The following is a 14,961-nucleotide window of genomic DNA, read 5'->3' as shown; positions in this document are numbered from 1 at the left end:
CACTGGAATTGACTCATACGCTTGACCGATACAATGTGCCAATATATACAATTGTCACCATGACAAATTGGCTTCCTGATCTTTCCCGCGGTTCCGGGCCGGTCTATCTCCGGCTTGCCGACAGCATTGAATCCGCCATCGCGAGCGGCGCCCTACCCGCCGGCAGCAAATTGCCGCCGCAACGCAACCTCGCCTATGATATCGGCGTGACCATCGGCACGATCGGCCGCGCCTATGCGCTGGTGCATGAGCGCGGCCTGGTCGCCGGCGAGGTCGGGCGCGGCACCTATGTGCTGAACCGCTCCGAGACGCAGCCCGGCGAACAGACCGACCCGCTGACTGTCTCGCTCAGTGGCACCCGCGTCCAGGACGCGCCTGCCGACAAAATCCGCTTCGATACCACGGCCGCACCAGATCTCGGCCAGGGCAAGATCATATCCGGCATCCTAGCCGAGATCGGCGAACAGCATCTCGCCGAGATTTCGTCCTATTCCCGCACGTTTCCGCGCAACTGGTTCGAATCCGGTCGTCTCTGGCTTACCCGCAGCGGCTGGACGCCGGATGTCGAAAACATAGTGCCGACGCTCGGCGCTCATGCGGCGGCGGTTGCAGCCATCGCCGCCGTCTCGGCGCCGGGCGACAAGATCGTCTTTGAGGATCTCACCTATACGCAGGTCAGCCGCAGCGCCCGCCTTCTCGGACGCCGCACGCTGACGGTCGATTCAGACGAACAAGGAGTGATCCCGGACGATTTCGAGCGGCTCTGCCAGCAACAACATCCAAAGATCGCCTTCCTGATGCCGACCGTTCACAATCCGACGGTGACGATCATGCCCCTCGAGCGGCGCGCGGCAATCGCCGCGATCGCCAGGAAACACAGCGTCTGGCTGATCGAAGATGATCTCTACGGCGGCATGTCCGACGATGATACGCCACTGCTCGCCTCACTTGCCCCCGATCGCACCTTCCTGGTCAACGGGCTGTCGAAATCGGTCGCCGCCGGCGTACGCGGCGGCTGGGTCGCCTGCCCGCCGCATTTTGCCCAGCGCATCCGGGTGACGCATAAGATGATCACCGGCGGCCTACCCTTCATTCTGGCCGAGACCTGCGCACGCCTCGTCGAAAGCGGCACTGCCCACGAGATCCGCAAGCAGAGCGTCGAGGAACTCTCCCGGCGTGTCCGACTCGTTCGCGAGCAGCTGCAGGGCTTCGATTTTGCGTCACACCCGCATGCGCCCTTCCTCTGGCTGAAATTGCCGGAGCCCTGGATGTCGGGCACCTTCAAGAATGCCGCTTTCCGGGATGGTGTGCTCGTCGACGACGAGGACGAGTTCAAGGCAGCCCGCGGGGAGAAATCCTATCATCGAGTCCGCATTGGTTTTTCCTCGCCAAAGACAGGGCAGGAACTGACCTCCGGCCTGATGATCTTGCGCCGGCTGCTGGAAAATGGCGGATCCGCCTATGATGGTGAAATCTGACCTGTTGCAAATACACGTCATAATCTACAAAAAATGCCTGGGGCTATTCGCAGCCGTTTACCGACTCAATCTGCATGCTACCTCTTCGATATTCTCGCCTGACGCGAATCAAGGGACAGCAAATGAGTGCGGACTTTGGAAGCATCGTGTTGCGTTTTTTGACCACGGCGTTATTCGCAGCGGTAGCCGGCACCGTCGCAGGCTCGGCATCCGCCGGCGAGCAGATATTTGATGAACTGCGTTTCGGGGTCTCGACCTCGCTGCAATCGGGACATTCCCGGGAAGATGGCGTCTTTCCCGAAATCACCGCTCTCTTCGACCCTTTCGGATACGAGCAGGCCGTCGGCTGGCAGCAACAGTTGCTGCGTCCCCGTGTCCATCTCGGCACCTCGATCGGCACCGCGGGTGAAGCCACCCAATTCTTCACCGGCTTCACCTGGACTGTCGATCTCAACGAGAAGCTCTTTGCCGAAGCCGGCTTCGGCGGCGTCATCCACACCGGCGACCTGGACAACAATGATGACGGCCCGGACCTCGGCTGCCGCGTCCTCTTCCACGAATATGCCGGCGCCGGCTATCGTTTCACCCCGCATTGGAACGTAATGGCCCAGATTGCCCACTCCTCGCATGCCAATCTCTGCGACGGCCCGAACGACGGCATGACGCGCGCCGGCATCCAGATCGGCTACAAGTTCTGAGCAATTGCCGCCTTCATGAAAAAAGCCTGCCTGCCCCTGTGAACTGCCCCCGAAGTTGGGTGTCCAACTTTCGGGAGTCAGTTCACTGTGTTGACGGCAGGCTTTTTTCTGTCGCGCGCCGCCGCTACTTAAGCTAAAGACAGCGCAAAACGCGCCAGGGACTTTCCGCTCATGACCATTCCAAACACCATCCCGATCACGCCGGAACTCATCGCGGGCCATGGCCTGAAGCCGGACGAGTACCAGCGCATCCTGGATTTGATCGGCCGCGAACCGACCTTCACCGAGCTCGGCATCTTCTCGGCCATGTGGAACGAGCATTGCTCCTACAAATCCTCGAAGAGATGGCTGCGCACGCTGCCGACCAAAGGGCCGCGCGTCATCCAGGGGCCAGGCGAAAATGCCGGCGTGGTTGATATCGATGACGGCGACTGCGTCGTCTTCAAGATGGAGAGCCACAACCACCCCTCCTACATCGAACCCTACCAGGGTGCTGCGACCGGTGTCGGCGGCATCCTGCGCGACGTCTTCACCATGGGTGCGCGCCCGATCGCCGCGATGAACGCCCTGCGCTTCGGCGAGCCGGATCATCCGAAGACCCGCCACCTCGTTTCCGGCGTCGTTTCCGGCGTCGGCGGCTACGGCAATTCCTTCGGCGTGCCGACGGTCGGCGGCGAGGTCGAGTTCGACGCCCGCTACAACGGCAACATCCTCGTCAACGCCTTTGCCGCCGGCATTGCCAAATCCAACGCCATCTTCCTATCCGAAGCCAAGGGCGTCGGCCTTCCGGTCGTCTATCTCGGCGCCAAGACCGGCCGCGACGGCGTCGGCGGCGCCACCATGGCGTCGGCCGAATTCGACGAATCGATCGAGGAAAAGCGCCCGACCGTTCAGGTCGGCGACCCCTTCACCGAAAAGTGCCTGCTCGAAGCCTGCCTGGAACTGATGCAGACCGGCGCCGTCATCGCCATCCAGGACATGGGTGCTGCCGGCCTCACCTGCTCGGCCGTCGAAATGGGCGCCAAGGGCGATCTCGGCATCCTGCTCGAGCTCGACAAGGTGCCGGTGCGCGAAGAGCGGATGACCGCCTATGAGATGATGCTGTCGGAAAGCCAGGAGCGCATGCTCATGGTGCTGCAGCCGGAGAAGGAAGAGCAGGCCAAGGCGATCTTCGTCAAATGGGGCCTCGATTTCGCCATCGTCGGCAAGACGACCGACGACCTGCGCTTCCGCGTCGTGCACCAGGGCGAAGAAGTCGCCAATCTGCCGATCAAGGATCTCGGCGATCAGGCGCCGGAATATGATCGCCCCTGGCGCGAATCCGGCAAGCCTGCCCCCCTGCCCGCCAACCTCGTCGCCGCACCGAAGAATTACGGCCAGGCGCTGCTGCAGCTCGTCGGCTCGGCCAACCAGTCGAGCCGACGCTGGGTCTATGAGCAATATGACACGCTGATCCAGGGCAATTCGCTGCAGCTTCCGGGCGGCGACGCCGGCGTCGTGCGCGTCGACGGCCATAAGAGCAAAGCGCTTGCCTTCTCTTCCGACGTGACGCCGCGTTATGTCGAGGCCGATCCCTTCGAAGGCGGCAAGCAGGCGGTCGCCGAATGCTGGCGAAACATCACCGCGACGGGCGCCGAACCGCTCGCCGCCACCGACAATCTCAACTTCGGCAATCCCGAAAAGCCGGAGATCATGGGCCAGTTCGTTCAGGCGGTGAAGGGCATCGGCGAGGCCTGCCGCGCGCTCGACTTCCCGATCGTGTCGGGAAACGTCTCGCTTTACAACGAGACCAACGGCGTCGCCATCCTGCCGACGCCGACGATTGCAGGCGTCGGCCTGCTGCCGGACTGGCGCAAGATGGTTCGCATCGGCAGCGCCAACGCCGGCGACAAGGTGATCATGATCGGCCTCGACGGCAGCCATCTCGGCCAGTCCGTCTATCTCAGGGATGTGCTCGACAGCCGCGAAGGTCCCGCCCCCGAAGTGGATCTCTTCGCCGAACGCCGCAACGGCGATTTTGTCCGCTCCGTCATCCGCAACGATCAGGCAACCGCCTGCCACGACATTTCCTCGGGCGGCCTTGCCGTCGCACTGGCTGAAATGGTCATGGCATCCGGCAAGGGGCTGACGATCGATCTCGGCGAATGCAAGGGTGCGCCGCATGCGCTGCTCTTCGGCGAAGATCAGGCGCGTTATGTGCTGACGGTGCCGGCCGATGTGGCGGATTTCGTCTGCGCCAATGCGGAAGGCGCCGGCGTCCCTTTCCGCCGCCTCGGCACGGTCGGTGGCGATGCGCTCGTCGTCGGCGATCTCATTGCGCTGCCGATTCAGCAATTGCGCGATACCCATGAATCGTGGTTCCCTGATTTCATGGAAGGCCGCGGCGAACTCGCCGCGGAATAATGCGCAAGGAGTAACGATCATGGCCATGAAACCCGGCGATATTGAAGACATGATCAAGGCTGGGATTCCCGGTGCCAAGGTGACGATCCGCGATCTGGCGGGCGACGGCGATCACTACGCCGCCGAAGTCGTCGCCGAAGCCTTCCGCGGCAAGAGCCGCGTGCAGCAGCACCAGATGGTCTACGAGGCGCTGAAGGGCAATATGGGTGGCGTATTGCACGCGCTCGCACTGCAGACCTCGGCGCCTGATTGACATTTGCGGTAGCCCACCCTCTCCACATTCCTGTGACGAGCACAGGTGGTAAGAGAGGGCGAATCTGTGCCGGCCTATGAAGCAATGCTGTGATTTGTCTTTGTACACTGACAGCGAGTTTGGCGAGAACACCAACCACGCTCTCCGTCATCCCAGGCCCTGAGCCTGGGATCCATGCGACTGCTGCTGATGCGGTGTGGATGCTCGGCTCAAGGCCGAGCATGACGGAGGGTGGGTTCGGGGCTGTGGTGAACGCCCATTGATCCCGGCACCCTGCCGGCTGGAATTAAGTCGAGTGCCCAAAAAGAAGCCACCAACGCACTCGACGTAAACGCCATACGTCCATCGCTAACGAGGTACTCGGGCCTTCAAGCCGGCAACCTGTCCTGCTCCGGATAAGCAAACACCGAAGCCGGCATCGGTCCTGATGTCATCAGCGTGAAGTCGAAGGGCGCCTTGAGATCCGGCCCCAATACATATTGCCGATGGACGCGCAGCTGATCCTTGCGGATCTTGCGGTAATGTTCGCGCGCCAGCATCTGCTTGACGCGGATCAGGAGCATCTTCGCCGGGGGCGCCTCCGCATGACCGCAGACGGTGACAACCGGCACTTTGTAGAAATTGATCGAATCCGTCAGGCACTGCACATCGAGCCAAGAGATCTCGGGACAGCGGGCGATCAGACCGACACGGGCGCGCAGCAGGCTCGCAGACGATAGCAGCGCGCATTGCAGAATGGCGCTGCCGAGGGTTGCAAATACCACACGTTTGCCCTTGAAGATCTCCGGCTCCCTTTCCAGCAAGATGCCGATGACATGGGCCGCCACATTCGATCCCATGCTGTGCGAGGAGATCACATATTCATCCGCCTCCTCCTCAAGCGCCTTGCGCACCGCGGTGGCCCGGTCTTCCAGCCAGTCGTTGAAATCGGCACGGTGCATGCGGCCGAGCGCCACCGCCATTGCCCAATCGGCAAAGAGATGCAGCGTATGGAAGCGTTCGGAAAACGGCAGGAAAGCGAAGATGAAGAAGCAGAGCGCCAGCGGCCCGCTCCACAGCATGTGCCATAGCGAAAAACCGAGACGATAGGGCGCGACAGCGATCAGCGCCGTCAGCGCAATCGCCAGCCCCGTCAGCAGAAATGGAAAGAGGAAGAACAGGCCGAAGCGCCAGGCATGACGGAAATATCGCCGCATGCCGCCTTCGAGCATGATCTGGGCGCAGCTGCGAAAACCTGCAGCGATCTGGCTCAGCGTATTGCCACTGCGCAGCCTGCGCACGAACATGTCGTGATCGACCATGTGGATTCGGCTCTTCGTCTGCCAAGTGGCAGGAGCAGGGTCTTCCCCGGGCGCCGAACCGGCTGCCCCGGGCGCCATCTCGGCTGCCCCGGGCACCTCGCCGCTGGTCGTAACCTCGAAACTGAGGGGATCGCTGCCGCCGTCCGGCGTCCCGACCTCGAGCGAGTAGCCCCAAACGGCGGAACTCTGCCTGGCTGAGCGCTCGTAGCGCGCCCGGTGGGCAGCGCCGTCAAGCGGCTCGAAGCCCGGAAAATGCAGGACGACCCGCTTTTTTATCAATCTCATTCCGCTCTTTCGGCCGGGCGAATGGCCGGCATGTTCGTGCGATCCGGCTGCTGTGCCGCCGATCTCGGCGAAAAAGCAGGTATGATCTCGAAGGCGTCTTGCTAACCGAAGTCATCAGGAATTCAATAGCCGCCATGTCGTTTCCACCGTGAGCGGAGGGGTTTTGTGGCCGATCTTGTCAAAGAACTGATATCAGGCGTTGTCGACAGCGTATTGAAGGAAATCCTGAAGAAAACCAGCGGCCGCATCACGACGAAGCGCAGGAGGCGTAAGACGCGCCCCGCTGCGACAACTGCTGCCGCCCGAAAGACGACCTCCGCCAAGCGCAAACCCGCCCGCAAACAGGTCAGCAAGCGACGCACAGCCGCCGGTCGCAGCCGCCAACGCCGCAGCTGACGCAACTATCCGACCGCTGAACCCCGACCCTCGGCGACGTCGGAATTGACCGGATGCAGGCCCATCTAGCCCGACAACCGTAACGTGATAGCAACATCGCCGAAGTGGCCTGACCAGATTGGTCTTTTTTTGGTTTAGGCGTCTGGAATTCCTGCTGTCACATGCTATCTAAGGACAACGATTGAAACGGTGGGCCTTTAACCCGCCCGTTGAAAGGATCAGGTCCCATGAGCGGCATTCACGAATTCATCGACAACGAAATCAAGAGCAACGACGTCGTCCTCTTCATGAAGGGCACGCCGCAGTTTCCGCAGTGCGGTTTCTCCGGCCAGGTCGTGCAGATTCTCGATTACATCGGCGTCGACTACAAGGGCATCAACGTGCTCGCCGATTCTGAGATCCGCCAGGGCATCAAGGATTATTCCAACTGGCCGACGATCCCGCAGCTTTACGTAAAGGGCGAGTTCATCGGCGGCTGCGACATCGTCCGGGAAATGTTCCAGGCCGGTGAACTGCAACAGCATCTCCAGGAAAACGGCGTCACCGTTCGCGGCGCCGCCTGACCGGTCACCGGACGTCCGCCCGGTTTCCAAATCTGTTTCTCGAGTCCGAGGCGCTGCGTTGAGCAGCGCCTTGGCCTGTTTATGGGAATTTCATTGTGACAGATTCATCGCAAGCCGTGTCCGCGGGCCGCCTGCCCATGGGCAAGCGTGAATTCATCGCGCTCGCCGCGTTTCTGATGGCCGTCAACTCTCTGGCGATCGATATCATGCTGCCGGCGCTGCAGCAGATCGGGGCGAGCCTCGGCGTCGAGAGCGAAAATCATCGACAATTCGTCGTCTCTACCTATCTGCTCGGTTTCGGCTGCGCTCAGCTGTTCTACGGGCCGCTCTCCGACCGCTTCGGCCGCCGCACGCCGCTGTTGATCGGTCTCGTCATCTACATTCTCTCCGCCATCAGTATCGTTTTCGTCCCCTCTTTTGCCGGGTTGCTCGCCCTGCGCTTCCTGCAGGGCGTTGGTTCGGCCGCAACCCGCGTCATCACCGTCTCCATTGTCCGCGATATCTATGGCGGCCGGCAGATGGCCGAAGTGATGTCGCTGATCATGATGGTCTTCATGATCGTGCCGGTGATCGCGCCCGGCGCCGGCCAGATCGTCATGTTCTTCGGCAACTGGCACCTGATCTTCCTCTTTATTGCCGCCATGGCGACCGGTATCGCCGTCTGGGCTTACATCCGCCTGCCGGAAACCCTGCATCCGCAGAATGTCCGCCCCTTCACCGCCCGTTCGATCTTCGGCGCCTTCAAGCTGGTGCTGACCAATCGCGTCGCGCTCTGCTACACCATCGCCAGTACCTTCATTTTCGGCGCACTGTTCGGCTTTATCAATTCCGCCCAACAGGTCTATGTCGGCATTTATGATCTCGGCGTCTATTTCCCCTTCGCCTTTGCCGGCGTGGCGATCTTCATGTCGTTGTCGTCCTTCTTCAACTCGCGATTCGTCGGCAAGCTCGGCATGCGTCGCCTGTCGCATGGCTCCCTCATCGGCTTCATCGCCATCAACACCATTTGGCTCATCGTCCAGATGGCGAGTTCCGAGCCGATGCCCTTCGCCCTGTTCATCAGCTTTTTCGGCCTGGCCATGTTCCAGTTCGGCTGGATCGGCTCGAACTTCAACTCGCTCGCCATGGAGCCGCTCGGCCATGTCGCCGGCACCGCCTCCTCCGTGCTCGGCTTCATGAGCACGGTCGGCGGCGCCTTGATCGGCGCCGGCATCGGCCAGGCCTTCGACGGCACTGCCCTGCCGATGGTCGCCGGTTATTTCATCGTCTCGATTGTCGGGCTGATCTTCGTGCTGATCGCCGAAAAGGGCCGCCTCTTCCAACAGCAGAACCCGGCCGTCTGAACGGCCGGCCTCGTCTGCATCCGGGATTTCACCACATGACGCCGCATAAACCGCACCAGGAAAACCAGGGCTCCCGCCGCATCGGCATGGGTTTCGGCGAGTTCGTCGTCACCATTGCGATCATGACGGCCAGCATCGCCATGGCCATCGACAGCATGCTGCCGGCATTGCCCAATATCGGCCATTCCCTCGGCGTCACCAATACCAATGACGCCCAGCTGATCATCGGCGTGTTCTTCTTGGGCTTCGGCGTCTCGCAGATATTCTTCGGCAGCCTTTCCGATACGTTCGGCCGCCGCAACATCCTGCTCGGCGGCCTGGTTTGTTACATAATTGGAATGTTTGCCGCCGCAGCCACCGGCAGTTTCGAAATGCTGCTCCTGATGCGTTTCGTTCAGGGCGTCGGCGGTGCAGCCGTACGCATCACCACCATGGCCATCGTCCGCGACTGTTTCGGCGGCCGCGAAATGGCCCGCGTCATGTCCTATGTCATGATCGTCTTCATGATCGTGCCGATCGTCGCCCCATCGGTGGGCCAGCTCATCATCCTATATACCGACTGGCACTGGATCTTTATCCTGCTCGGCGCCGTCGCCACCATCCTGTTCCTCTGGGCTCTTCTGCGGCTGAAGGAATCGCTGCCGCCGGAAGAGCGCCTGCCGCTGTCAGTCAGCTCGGTCACCGACGGCTTCAAGACCGTGCTCACGAACCGCATCACCTCAGGCTACATGATCGGTCTCACCATGTTTACCGGCGTCATCAGCGCCTACGTGATCTCGGTGCAGCAGGTCTTCGGCGAAGTTTACGGCCTCGGCGATTGGCTGCCGATCGCCTTTGCGGCTACCGCCGGCGGCATCGCGGTGGCTAATTTCGCCAACGGCTTCTTCGTCCGCAAATTCGGCATGCGCCGCATTTCGCATGCCGCGCTGCTGATCTTCACGGCACTGTCGGCAGCAGGCTTTCTCATTGCTCTGGCCGGCAAGGCGGATTTCGCCACAGCCTACGGCATCTTCACCATCGTGCTGATGATGTTTGCCGTGATCGCCACCAATTTCACCGCCATCAGTCTTGAGCCGATGGGCAATCTCGCCGGGACGGCGACCGCCATCACCGGCTTCGTCTCGACGACGGCAGGCGCCATCCTCGGCGGCCTGGTCGGCCAGATGTTCAATGGCACGGTGCAGCCTCTCTTCGGCGGCTTCGCGCTCTTCGGCCTGGTGACGATCGCAGCCACCCTCTGGGCCGAGAACGGCAAGCTCTTCACCCATCCCGGAGACAGCCCGCAGCTGGATCCGGGTGCAGCGCATTTCTGACATCGAAATCATTGGCGTCAGCGCGACAGGCATATTCGATGGACGACCGAATTCTGATCAGGCCTTACGCGCCAAGCGATGCAGACGCGACGATCGAGATTTTTCTGCGCGCCATTCGGGAGGTTTCATCGAAAGACTATTTGCCCGCTCAGATCGAGGCTTGGGCAAAGGTGGAAGATCGCAGGCTATGGGCGCAGCGCCGGATAAGCAGACCTGGCTGGATCGCGGAAATCGATGGAGCGCCGGTGGGGATTTCCGACCTGACCGATGACGGATGCCTGGACATGATGTTTGTGCACCCTGAATTTCAGGGGCTCGGTATCGCAAGCCGCCTGTTGAGCAGGGTCGAGAAGGAAGCTCTGAACCTCGGATTCACCCGAATCTATACGGAGGCGAGCCGAACCGCCCGGCCGTTTTTCGAGCGCAGGGGTTTCCGCGTGATAACCGGGCAAACCGTCGAGAAACGCGGGCAAAGCCTGGAAAATTTTCTGATGGAAAAGCTCTACGCGAAGTAGGGTCGAACCGCCGATCCGCGTCGTCGAACGAAGCCGGCATTCCCCGTCGAAGGCTACGGCCGCAAAACAGTGTTCTGCGGCCGGTTTTCATGCGTTCAAACGGTAACCACCTCACGGCGCAGCACCTCCCACGAGGCCTTGTCGGGGGCAATCAGCAGCCCGCCGTCGAGATGGTGTGGCAGATAGGAAGAACCGTCGAAACGGGCGGCATGGGCGCCGGCCTCCTGGGAAATGAGCGTGCCGGCGAGGTGATCCCAGGGCATCAGCTTGTTGTACATGAGGTAATGCACATGGCCGCCCGCAAGGGTGCGGTATTCATGGGCCGCGCAGCGATAGTTGGTGAGGAAGCGCACCTTGGCGAGATTGCCGAGGATCTCGGCCCGCTTCTCCTGCGGCAGGTAGCCGGTGGAGGCCATGCCGACCATCTGGTCGAGCGCGACAGGCTCGGCGGCACGCAGCCGCCGCGCTTCGCCGTCCGGCCGCCGCAGCCAGGCGCCGCCCCCCTTTTCCGCCATCACCCAATCGTCGCCCATCGGATCGTAAACGATGCCGGCAACCGTCTCTCCGCCTGATATGACGGAGGCCATGACGCCGAAGGCCGGAATGCCGGCGGCGAAATTGAACGTGCCGTCGACCGGATCGACCACGATGGCGAGATCCGCGTCTGCCAGCCTGCCAAGCAGCGCCGGCTCGGCCGCGACCGTTTCTTCACCGACGAACAGCGCGCCGGGCCAAAGCCGTTCGGCTTCCGCCTTGATCATCCGCTCAGCCTGCTCGTCGGCCTCGGTGACGAGATCGGTTGCCTCGCTCTTGGCGCGTACGTCATCCCGACCAAGCCGGCGGAAGCGTGGCAGAATCTCCGCCTTCGCCGCCCGGCGCAAGAGATCGGCAAGAGCGGTCACATCGACAGTCGCAGTCATGTCAAATCCTTTCGCGTGTCAAATCATATGCCGATGATTTCGCGGCGGATCAGCTGCCAGCTTTCCCTGTCGGGTGCGGAGATGATGCCGCCCGTCGTCTCGCCGGGCCGATAGGGCGTGCCGTCGAATTTCGCGGTATGGCCGCCGGCTTCCTGATGCGCAAGCACTCCGGCCAGGTGATCCCAGGGCATCAGTTTCGCATGACCGATGAAATGCAGCTTGCCGGAGGCGACCATCCAGTATTCGTAGGCCGAGCAGTTGAAAGCGAAGGTCATCCTGATCTTCGCCAGGTTGGAGCAGATGCGCGAGCGATCCGGGTCGTCCATATGGCCCCAGGAGATGCCGCCGACCATCTGATTCAGGGCGGCGGGCTCCGCCACCTTGAGCCTGCTCGATTGCCCGTCCTGTCGCGTCAGGAAGGCGCCCGCTCCCTTGATCGTCGTCACCGTGTCGCCAAGGACCGGATCATGTATGATGCCGGCGACCGTCTCGCCCCTGACGGTGACCGCCAGCATGGTCCCGAAGACGGGAAGCCCGGCGGCGAAATTGAAGGTGCCATCGACAGGATCGATGACGAAGGCGAGCTCGGCGTCGGCAAGGGCAAGAACGACGGACCGATCGGCGTCATAGGCCTCCTCGCCGACAACGAGGGCTGTGGGAAAACGCTCTTTCAGCGCCGCGGTAATCCTATGTTCGGCGAGCACGTCCGCCTGCGTCACCAGATCGGTCGCTGAGGTCTTTTCCGAAACATCGGCAGCGCCGAGATTGCGGAAACGCGGCATGATTTCGGCGCGTGCCGCCTCCCTGACGCTATCGCCAAGAAAGAGAATATCCTTATCTGAAATGCTCATGCGAAATCCTGTCCTTCATGCAACGACCAGCCTCCCCGCAGCCGGCCTTTCACGAAGGGTCGGCGACTGTCAAGCCGGAAAAGTCGAAGAGCTTCGGATCAAGCAGATGCGAGGGATTCACATGCGCAAGCGCCCGCAGCATCGTGTCTTTTCGCCCCGGCATCCGCCTTTCGATATCGGCGAGCATGTCCTTCATCGCATTGCGCTGCAGCCCGTCCTGCGAGCCACAGAGATCGCACGGGATGATCGGAAACTGCATAGCGGCAGCGAACTTGGCGAGGTCGTCTTCGGCCGCATAGGCAAGCGGCCGCAGCACCATCAGGTCACCCTCGTCGTTCAGAAGCTTCGCCGGCATCGAGGCCAGCCGCCCGCCATGGAAGAAATTCATGAAAAAGGTCTCGAGAATGTCCTCACGGTGATGGCCGAGCACCAGTGCATCACAGCCCTCCTCCCGCGCGATACGGTAGAGATTGCCGCGCCGCAGCCGCGAACAGAGCGAGCAGTAGGTCGCCCCTTCCGGCACCTTTTCCTTCACGATCGAATAGGTATCGCGATATTCGATCCGGTGCCGGACGCCGATCCTCGTCAGGTAATCCGGCAGAACATGTTTGGGAAAGTTTGGCTGGCCCTGGTCGAGATTGCAGGCGATCAGTTCGACCGGCAGCAGCCCGCGCCATTTGAGATCGAGCAGCAGCGCCAGCAGGCCGTAGGAATCTTTGCCGCCGGAAAGGCCGATCAGCCAGCGCTTCTGCCCCTTCAGCATATCGAAATCGTCGAAGGCCTGGCGCACCTGCCTGAGCAGCCGCTTGCGCAGCTTGTTGAAGGAGACCGAGCGCGGCGCGTCGGCAAACAGCGCGTGGCCGCTGGTATCGGCCTCGCCACTCTCCATTTCGTCGGCGATGTTGGCTGCGATATTCATTGCTTCGTCCAATCAAGATTGCAGGCTTGAATTGCGAGCCCGTCTTATCAAGCTGCCTTTAGCAGAAAGTCGCCGGCCAACACAGCATCAATCACCGAACACCGACCAGCCGGTGCGCGCCGCCAGCATCTCCAGCGCCACGGCGCCGAGCTGCGAATTGCCGACCTTGTTCAACCCGGGCGACCAGACTGCGATCGATGCAATGCCCGGCGCAACAGCGAAGATGCCGCCGCCGACACCGCTCTTGCCGGGCAGACCCACGTGATAGGCGAAATCGCCCGAGCCGTCGTAATGGCCGCAGGTCAACATCAGTGCATTGATGCGCCGTGCCCGCTTCGGCGAGACCACCGAATGGCCGGTCATCGGATTGCTGCCACGCGCAGCCAGGAACAGCCCAGCGCGAGCCAGCTGCTCACAGTTCATAGACAGGGCGCATTGATGGAAATAGACGCCGAGCACGTGTTCGACCGGATGGTCGAGATTGCGGTAGGCGCGCATGAAGTTGGCAAGCGCGACGTTGCGATATCCCGTCTGCGTTTCCGAGCGCGCCACCTTGTCATCGATGGTGATCGACTCGTCGTCGGCGAGATAACGCACGAAGCGCAGCAACTCGCCGATCGCCTCGCGCGGCGCATGCCCGGCCATGACGACGTCGGTGACGGCGATCGCGCCGGCATTGATGAAAGGATTGCGCGGGATGCCGCTCTCATGCTCGAGCTGGACGATCGAGTTGAAGGCCGATCCCGACGGTTCGCGCCCGACGCGCTTCCATAGACTTTCGCCGACCTTGCCGAGCGCCAAGGTCAGCATGAAGACCTTAGAAATGCTCTGGATCGAGAAGGCGATATCGGCATCGCCGACACGATAGACCTTGCCGTCGACGGTGACGATCGTCATGCCGAACTGCCGTGGATCGATCTTGGCGAGCTCGGGAATATAGTCGGCGACCTTGCCCTCGCCGACCCGGGGCAGAATATCGGTATAGATACTGTCGAGGATCGCCTGCAGATCCGCCATCGCTTCTCTCCGGATAACAAAAAAGCCGCCCGAAAGAGCGGCTTTTCCATAAGCGAAAACGCCTGGTTCTTCTTAACGCGAATAGAATTCGACGACCAGATGCGGTTCCATGACAACCGGGAACGGAACGTCGCTGAGCGTCGGAACGCGGCCGTAAGTGGCGACCATCTTGTTGTGATCGACTTCGATATAGTCGGGAACGTCGCGTTCGGCGAGGCTGACAGCTTCCAGAACGGTCACCAGCTGCTTCGACTTTTCACGAACTTCGATGACGTCGCCGGCCTTGCAGCGATAGGAACCGATGTTGACGCGCACACCGTTGACGGTGACGTGGCCATGGTTGACGAACTGACGGGCAGCAAAGACCGTCGGAACGAACTTGGCGCGATAGACGATCGCGTCTAGGCGGGATTCCAGAAGACCGATCAGGTTTTCGGAGGTGTCACCCTTGCGACGGGAAGCTTCAGCGAAGATCGCGCGGAACTGCTTCTCGCGCAGGTCGCCATAATAGCCCTTGAGCTTCTGCTTGGCGCGCAGCTGCACACCGAAGTCCGAAAGCTTGCCCTTGCGGCGCTGGCCGTGCTGGCCCGGACCGTATTCGCGGCGGTTCACCGGGGACTTCGGACGGCCCCAGATGTTTTCGCCCATACGGCGGTCAATTTTGTACTTGGACGATTCGCGCTTGCTCATCGTATTTCCTTTCAAA

15 protein-coding genes are annotated in these 14,961 nt (G+C 61.5%); 9 read left to right on the top strand and 6 right to left on the bottom strand.

From position 1 onward, the window contains the following. Window positions 1-59 precede the first annotated feature (59 nt). The 4 genes from C4N04_RS12865 (at window position 60) to C4N04_RS12850 (ending at window position 4,832) form a co-directional block, all read left to right on the top strand. Window positions 60-1,478, top strand: coding sequence for a PLP-dependent aminotransferase family protein (locus C4N04_RS12865; protein ID WP_106796165.1), 1,419 nt, complete (start codon window positions 60-62; stop codon window positions 1,476-1,478). A gap of 122 nt (window positions 1,479-1,600) precedes the next feature. Next, window positions 1,601-2,176: an acyloxyacyl hydrolase gene (locus C4N04_RS12860; protein WP_096761787.1), complete on the top strand. Its 576-nt coding sequence runs from the start codon at window positions 1,601-1,603 to the stop codon at window positions 2,174-2,176. Between the two features lie 171 nt (window positions 2,177-2,347). Continuing rightward, window positions 2,348-4,579: a phosphoribosylformylglycinamidine synthase subunit PurL gene (gene purL, locus C4N04_RS12855; protein WP_038689219.1), complete on the top strand. Its 2,232-nt coding sequence runs from the start codon at window positions 2,348-2,350 to the stop codon at window positions 4,577-4,579. Window positions 4,580-4,598: 19 nt separating this feature from the next. Next, window positions 4,599-4,832, top strand: a complete 234-nt coding sequence (locus C4N04_RS12850; protein WP_004676237.1) for a BolA family transcriptional regulator — start codon at window positions 4,599-4,601, stop codon at window positions 4,830-4,832. 368 nt (window positions 4,833-5,200) lie between these two features. On the opposite strand, the gene C4N04_RS12845 is transcribed toward C4N04_RS12850, so the two are convergent. Then, window positions 5,201-6,418, bottom strand: a complete 1,218-nt coding sequence (locus tag C4N04_RS12845; protein WP_077989224.1) for a hypothetical protein — start codon at window positions 6,416-6,418, stop codon at window positions 5,201-5,203. A gap of 165 nt (window positions 6,419-6,583) precedes the next feature. On the opposite strand from C4N04_RS12845, the gene C4N04_RS12840 reads away from it, so the two are divergent. The 5 genes from C4N04_RS12840 to C4N04_RS12820 all read left to right on the top strand — a co-directional run bounded on the left by C4N04_RS12840 (window position 6,584) and on the right by C4N04_RS12820 (window position 10,548). Continuing rightward, window positions 6,584-6,814: a hypothetical protein gene (locus tag C4N04_RS12840; protein ID WP_009994515.1), complete on the top strand. Its 231-nt coding sequence runs from the start codon at window positions 6,584-6,586 to the stop codon at window positions 6,812-6,814. Window positions 6,815-7,041: 227 nt separating this feature from the next. After that, window positions 7,042-7,377, top strand: a complete 336-nt coding sequence (grxD, locus tag C4N04_RS12835; RefSeq protein ID WP_009994514.1) for a Grx4 family monothiol glutaredoxin — start codon at window positions 7,042-7,044, stop codon at window positions 7,375-7,377. 137 nt (window positions 7,378-7,514) lie between these two features. Further along, on the top strand, window positions 7,515-8,720 hold the full coding sequence (locus C4N04_RS12830) for a multidrug effflux MFS transporter (RefSeq protein ID WP_077989225.1): 1,206 nt from the start codon (window positions 7,515-7,517) through the stop codon (window positions 8,718-8,720). A gap of 35 nt (window positions 8,721-8,755) precedes the next feature. Further along, the gene (locus tag C4N04_RS12825; RefSeq protein WP_039619983.1) at window positions 8,756-10,033 is read left to right on the top strand and encodes a multidrug effflux MFS transporter; all 1,278 of its coding nucleotides are present in this window, start codon (window positions 8,756-8,758) and stop codon (window positions 10,031-10,033) included. 38 nt (window positions 10,034-10,071) lie between these two features. Continuing rightward, entirely contained in the window at window positions 10,072-10,548 is a 477-nt protein-coding gene (locus C4N04_RS12820) for a GNAT family N-acetyltransferase (RefSeq protein WP_009985787.1), read from the top strand. Between the two features lie 95 nt (window positions 10,549-10,643). Here the strand turns inward: C4N04_RS12820 and C4N04_RS12815 are convergent, their stop codons facing one another. The 5 genes from C4N04_RS12815 to rpsD form a co-directional block, all read right to left on the bottom strand. Further along, window positions 10,644-11,468 (bottom strand): inositol monophosphatase family protein, encoded by an 825-nt coding sequence (locus C4N04_RS12815; RefSeq protein WP_106796164.1) that lies wholly within the window; start codon window positions 11,466-11,468, stop codon window positions 10,644-10,646. A 23-nt stretch (window positions 11,469-11,491) separates the two neighbouring features. Continuing rightward, window positions 11,492-12,319, bottom strand: a complete 828-nt coding sequence (locus C4N04_RS12810) for an inositol monophosphatase family protein (RefSeq protein ID WP_106796163.1) — start codon at window positions 12,317-12,319, stop codon at window positions 11,492-11,494. Window positions 12,320-12,368: 49 nt separating this feature from the next. Beyond that, the gene (gene ttcA / locus C4N04_RS12805; protein WP_096769510.1) at window positions 12,369-13,238 is read right to left on the bottom strand and encodes a tRNA 2-thiocytidine(32) synthetase TtcA; all 870 of its coding nucleotides are present in this window, start codon (window positions 13,236-13,238) and stop codon (window positions 12,369-12,371) included. Between the two features lie 87 nt (window positions 13,239-13,325). Next, window positions 13,326-14,255, bottom strand: a complete 930-nt coding sequence (locus C4N04_RS12800) for a glutaminase (protein WP_038689233.1) — start codon at window positions 14,253-14,255, stop codon at window positions 13,326-13,328. 72 nt (window positions 14,256-14,327) lie between these two features. Next, a complete protein-coding gene (gene rpsD / locus C4N04_RS12795; RefSeq protein WP_009994534.1) occupies window positions 14,328-14,945 on the bottom strand; it encodes a 30S ribosomal protein S4 in 618 nt (205 codons plus the stop codon). Window positions 14,946-14,961 lie beyond the last annotated feature (16 nt).

The sequence above is a fragment of the Rhizobium sp. H4 genome (assembly GCF_003013335.1).
Taxonomy (GTDB): domain Bacteria; phylum Pseudomonadota; class Alphaproteobacteria; order Rhizobiales; family Rhizobiaceae; genus Rhizobium; species Rhizobium sophoriradicis.
This window is presented reverse-complemented; position numbering and strand designations above follow the sequence as displayed.

What these genes read in the sequence shown, in the direction of transcription:
- purL (WP_038689219.1), top strand. Translation starts at nt 2,348, where the DNA reads ATGACCATTCCAAACACCATCCCGATCACGCCGGAACTCATCGCGGGC.
- grxD (WP_009994514.1), top strand. Translation starts at nt 7,042, where the DNA reads ATGAGCGGCATTCACGAATTCATCGACAACGAAATCAAGAGCAACGAC.
- C4N04_RS12850 (WP_004676237.1), top strand. Translation starts at nt 4,599, where the DNA reads ATGGCCATGAAACCCGGCGATATTGAAGACATGATCAAGGCTGGGATT.
- C4N04_RS12810 (WP_106796163.1), bottom strand. Translation starts at nt 12,319, where the DNA reads ATGAGCATTTCAGATAAGGATATTCTCTTTCTTGGCGATAGCGTCAGG.
- ttcA (WP_096769510.1), bottom strand. Translation starts at nt 13,238, where the DNA reads ATGAATATCGCAGCCAACATCGCCGACGAAATGGAGAGTGGCGAGGCC.
- C4N04_RS12825 (WP_039619983.1), top strand. Translation starts at nt 8,756, where the DNA reads ATGACGCCGCATAAACCGCACCAGGAAAACCAGGGCTCCCGCCGCATC.
- C4N04_RS12865 (WP_106796165.1), top strand. Translation starts at nt 60, where the DNA reads ATGACAAATTGGCTTCCTGATCTTTCCCGCGGTTCCGGGCCGGTCTAT.
- C4N04_RS12820 (WP_009985787.1), top strand. Translation starts at nt 10,072, where the DNA reads ATGGACGACCGAATTCTGATCAGGCCTTACGCGCCAAGCGATGCAGAC.
- C4N04_RS12815 (WP_106796164.1), bottom strand. Translation starts at nt 11,468, where the DNA reads ATGACTGCGACTGTCGATGTGACCGCTCTTGCCGATCTCTTGCGCCGG.
- C4N04_RS12830 (WP_077989225.1), top strand. Translation starts at nt 7,515, where the DNA reads ATGGGCAAGCGTGAATTCATCGCGCTCGCCGCGTTTCTGATGGCCGTC.
- C4N04_RS12800 (WP_038689233.1), bottom strand. Translation starts at nt 14,255, where the DNA reads ATGGCGGATCTGCAGGCGATCCTCGACAGTATCTATACCGATATTCTG.
- rpsD (WP_009994534.1), bottom strand. Translation starts at nt 14,945, where the DNA reads ATGAGCAAGCGCGAATCGTCCAAGTACAAAATTGACCGCCGTATGGGC.
- C4N04_RS12860 (WP_096761787.1), top strand. Translation starts at nt 1,601, where the DNA reads ATGAGTGCGGACTTTGGAAGCATCGTGTTGCGTTTTTTGACCACGGCG.
- C4N04_RS12845 (WP_077989224.1), bottom strand. Translation starts at nt 6,418, where the DNA reads ATGAGATTGATAAAAAAGCGGGTCGTCCTGCATTTTCCGGGCTTCGAG.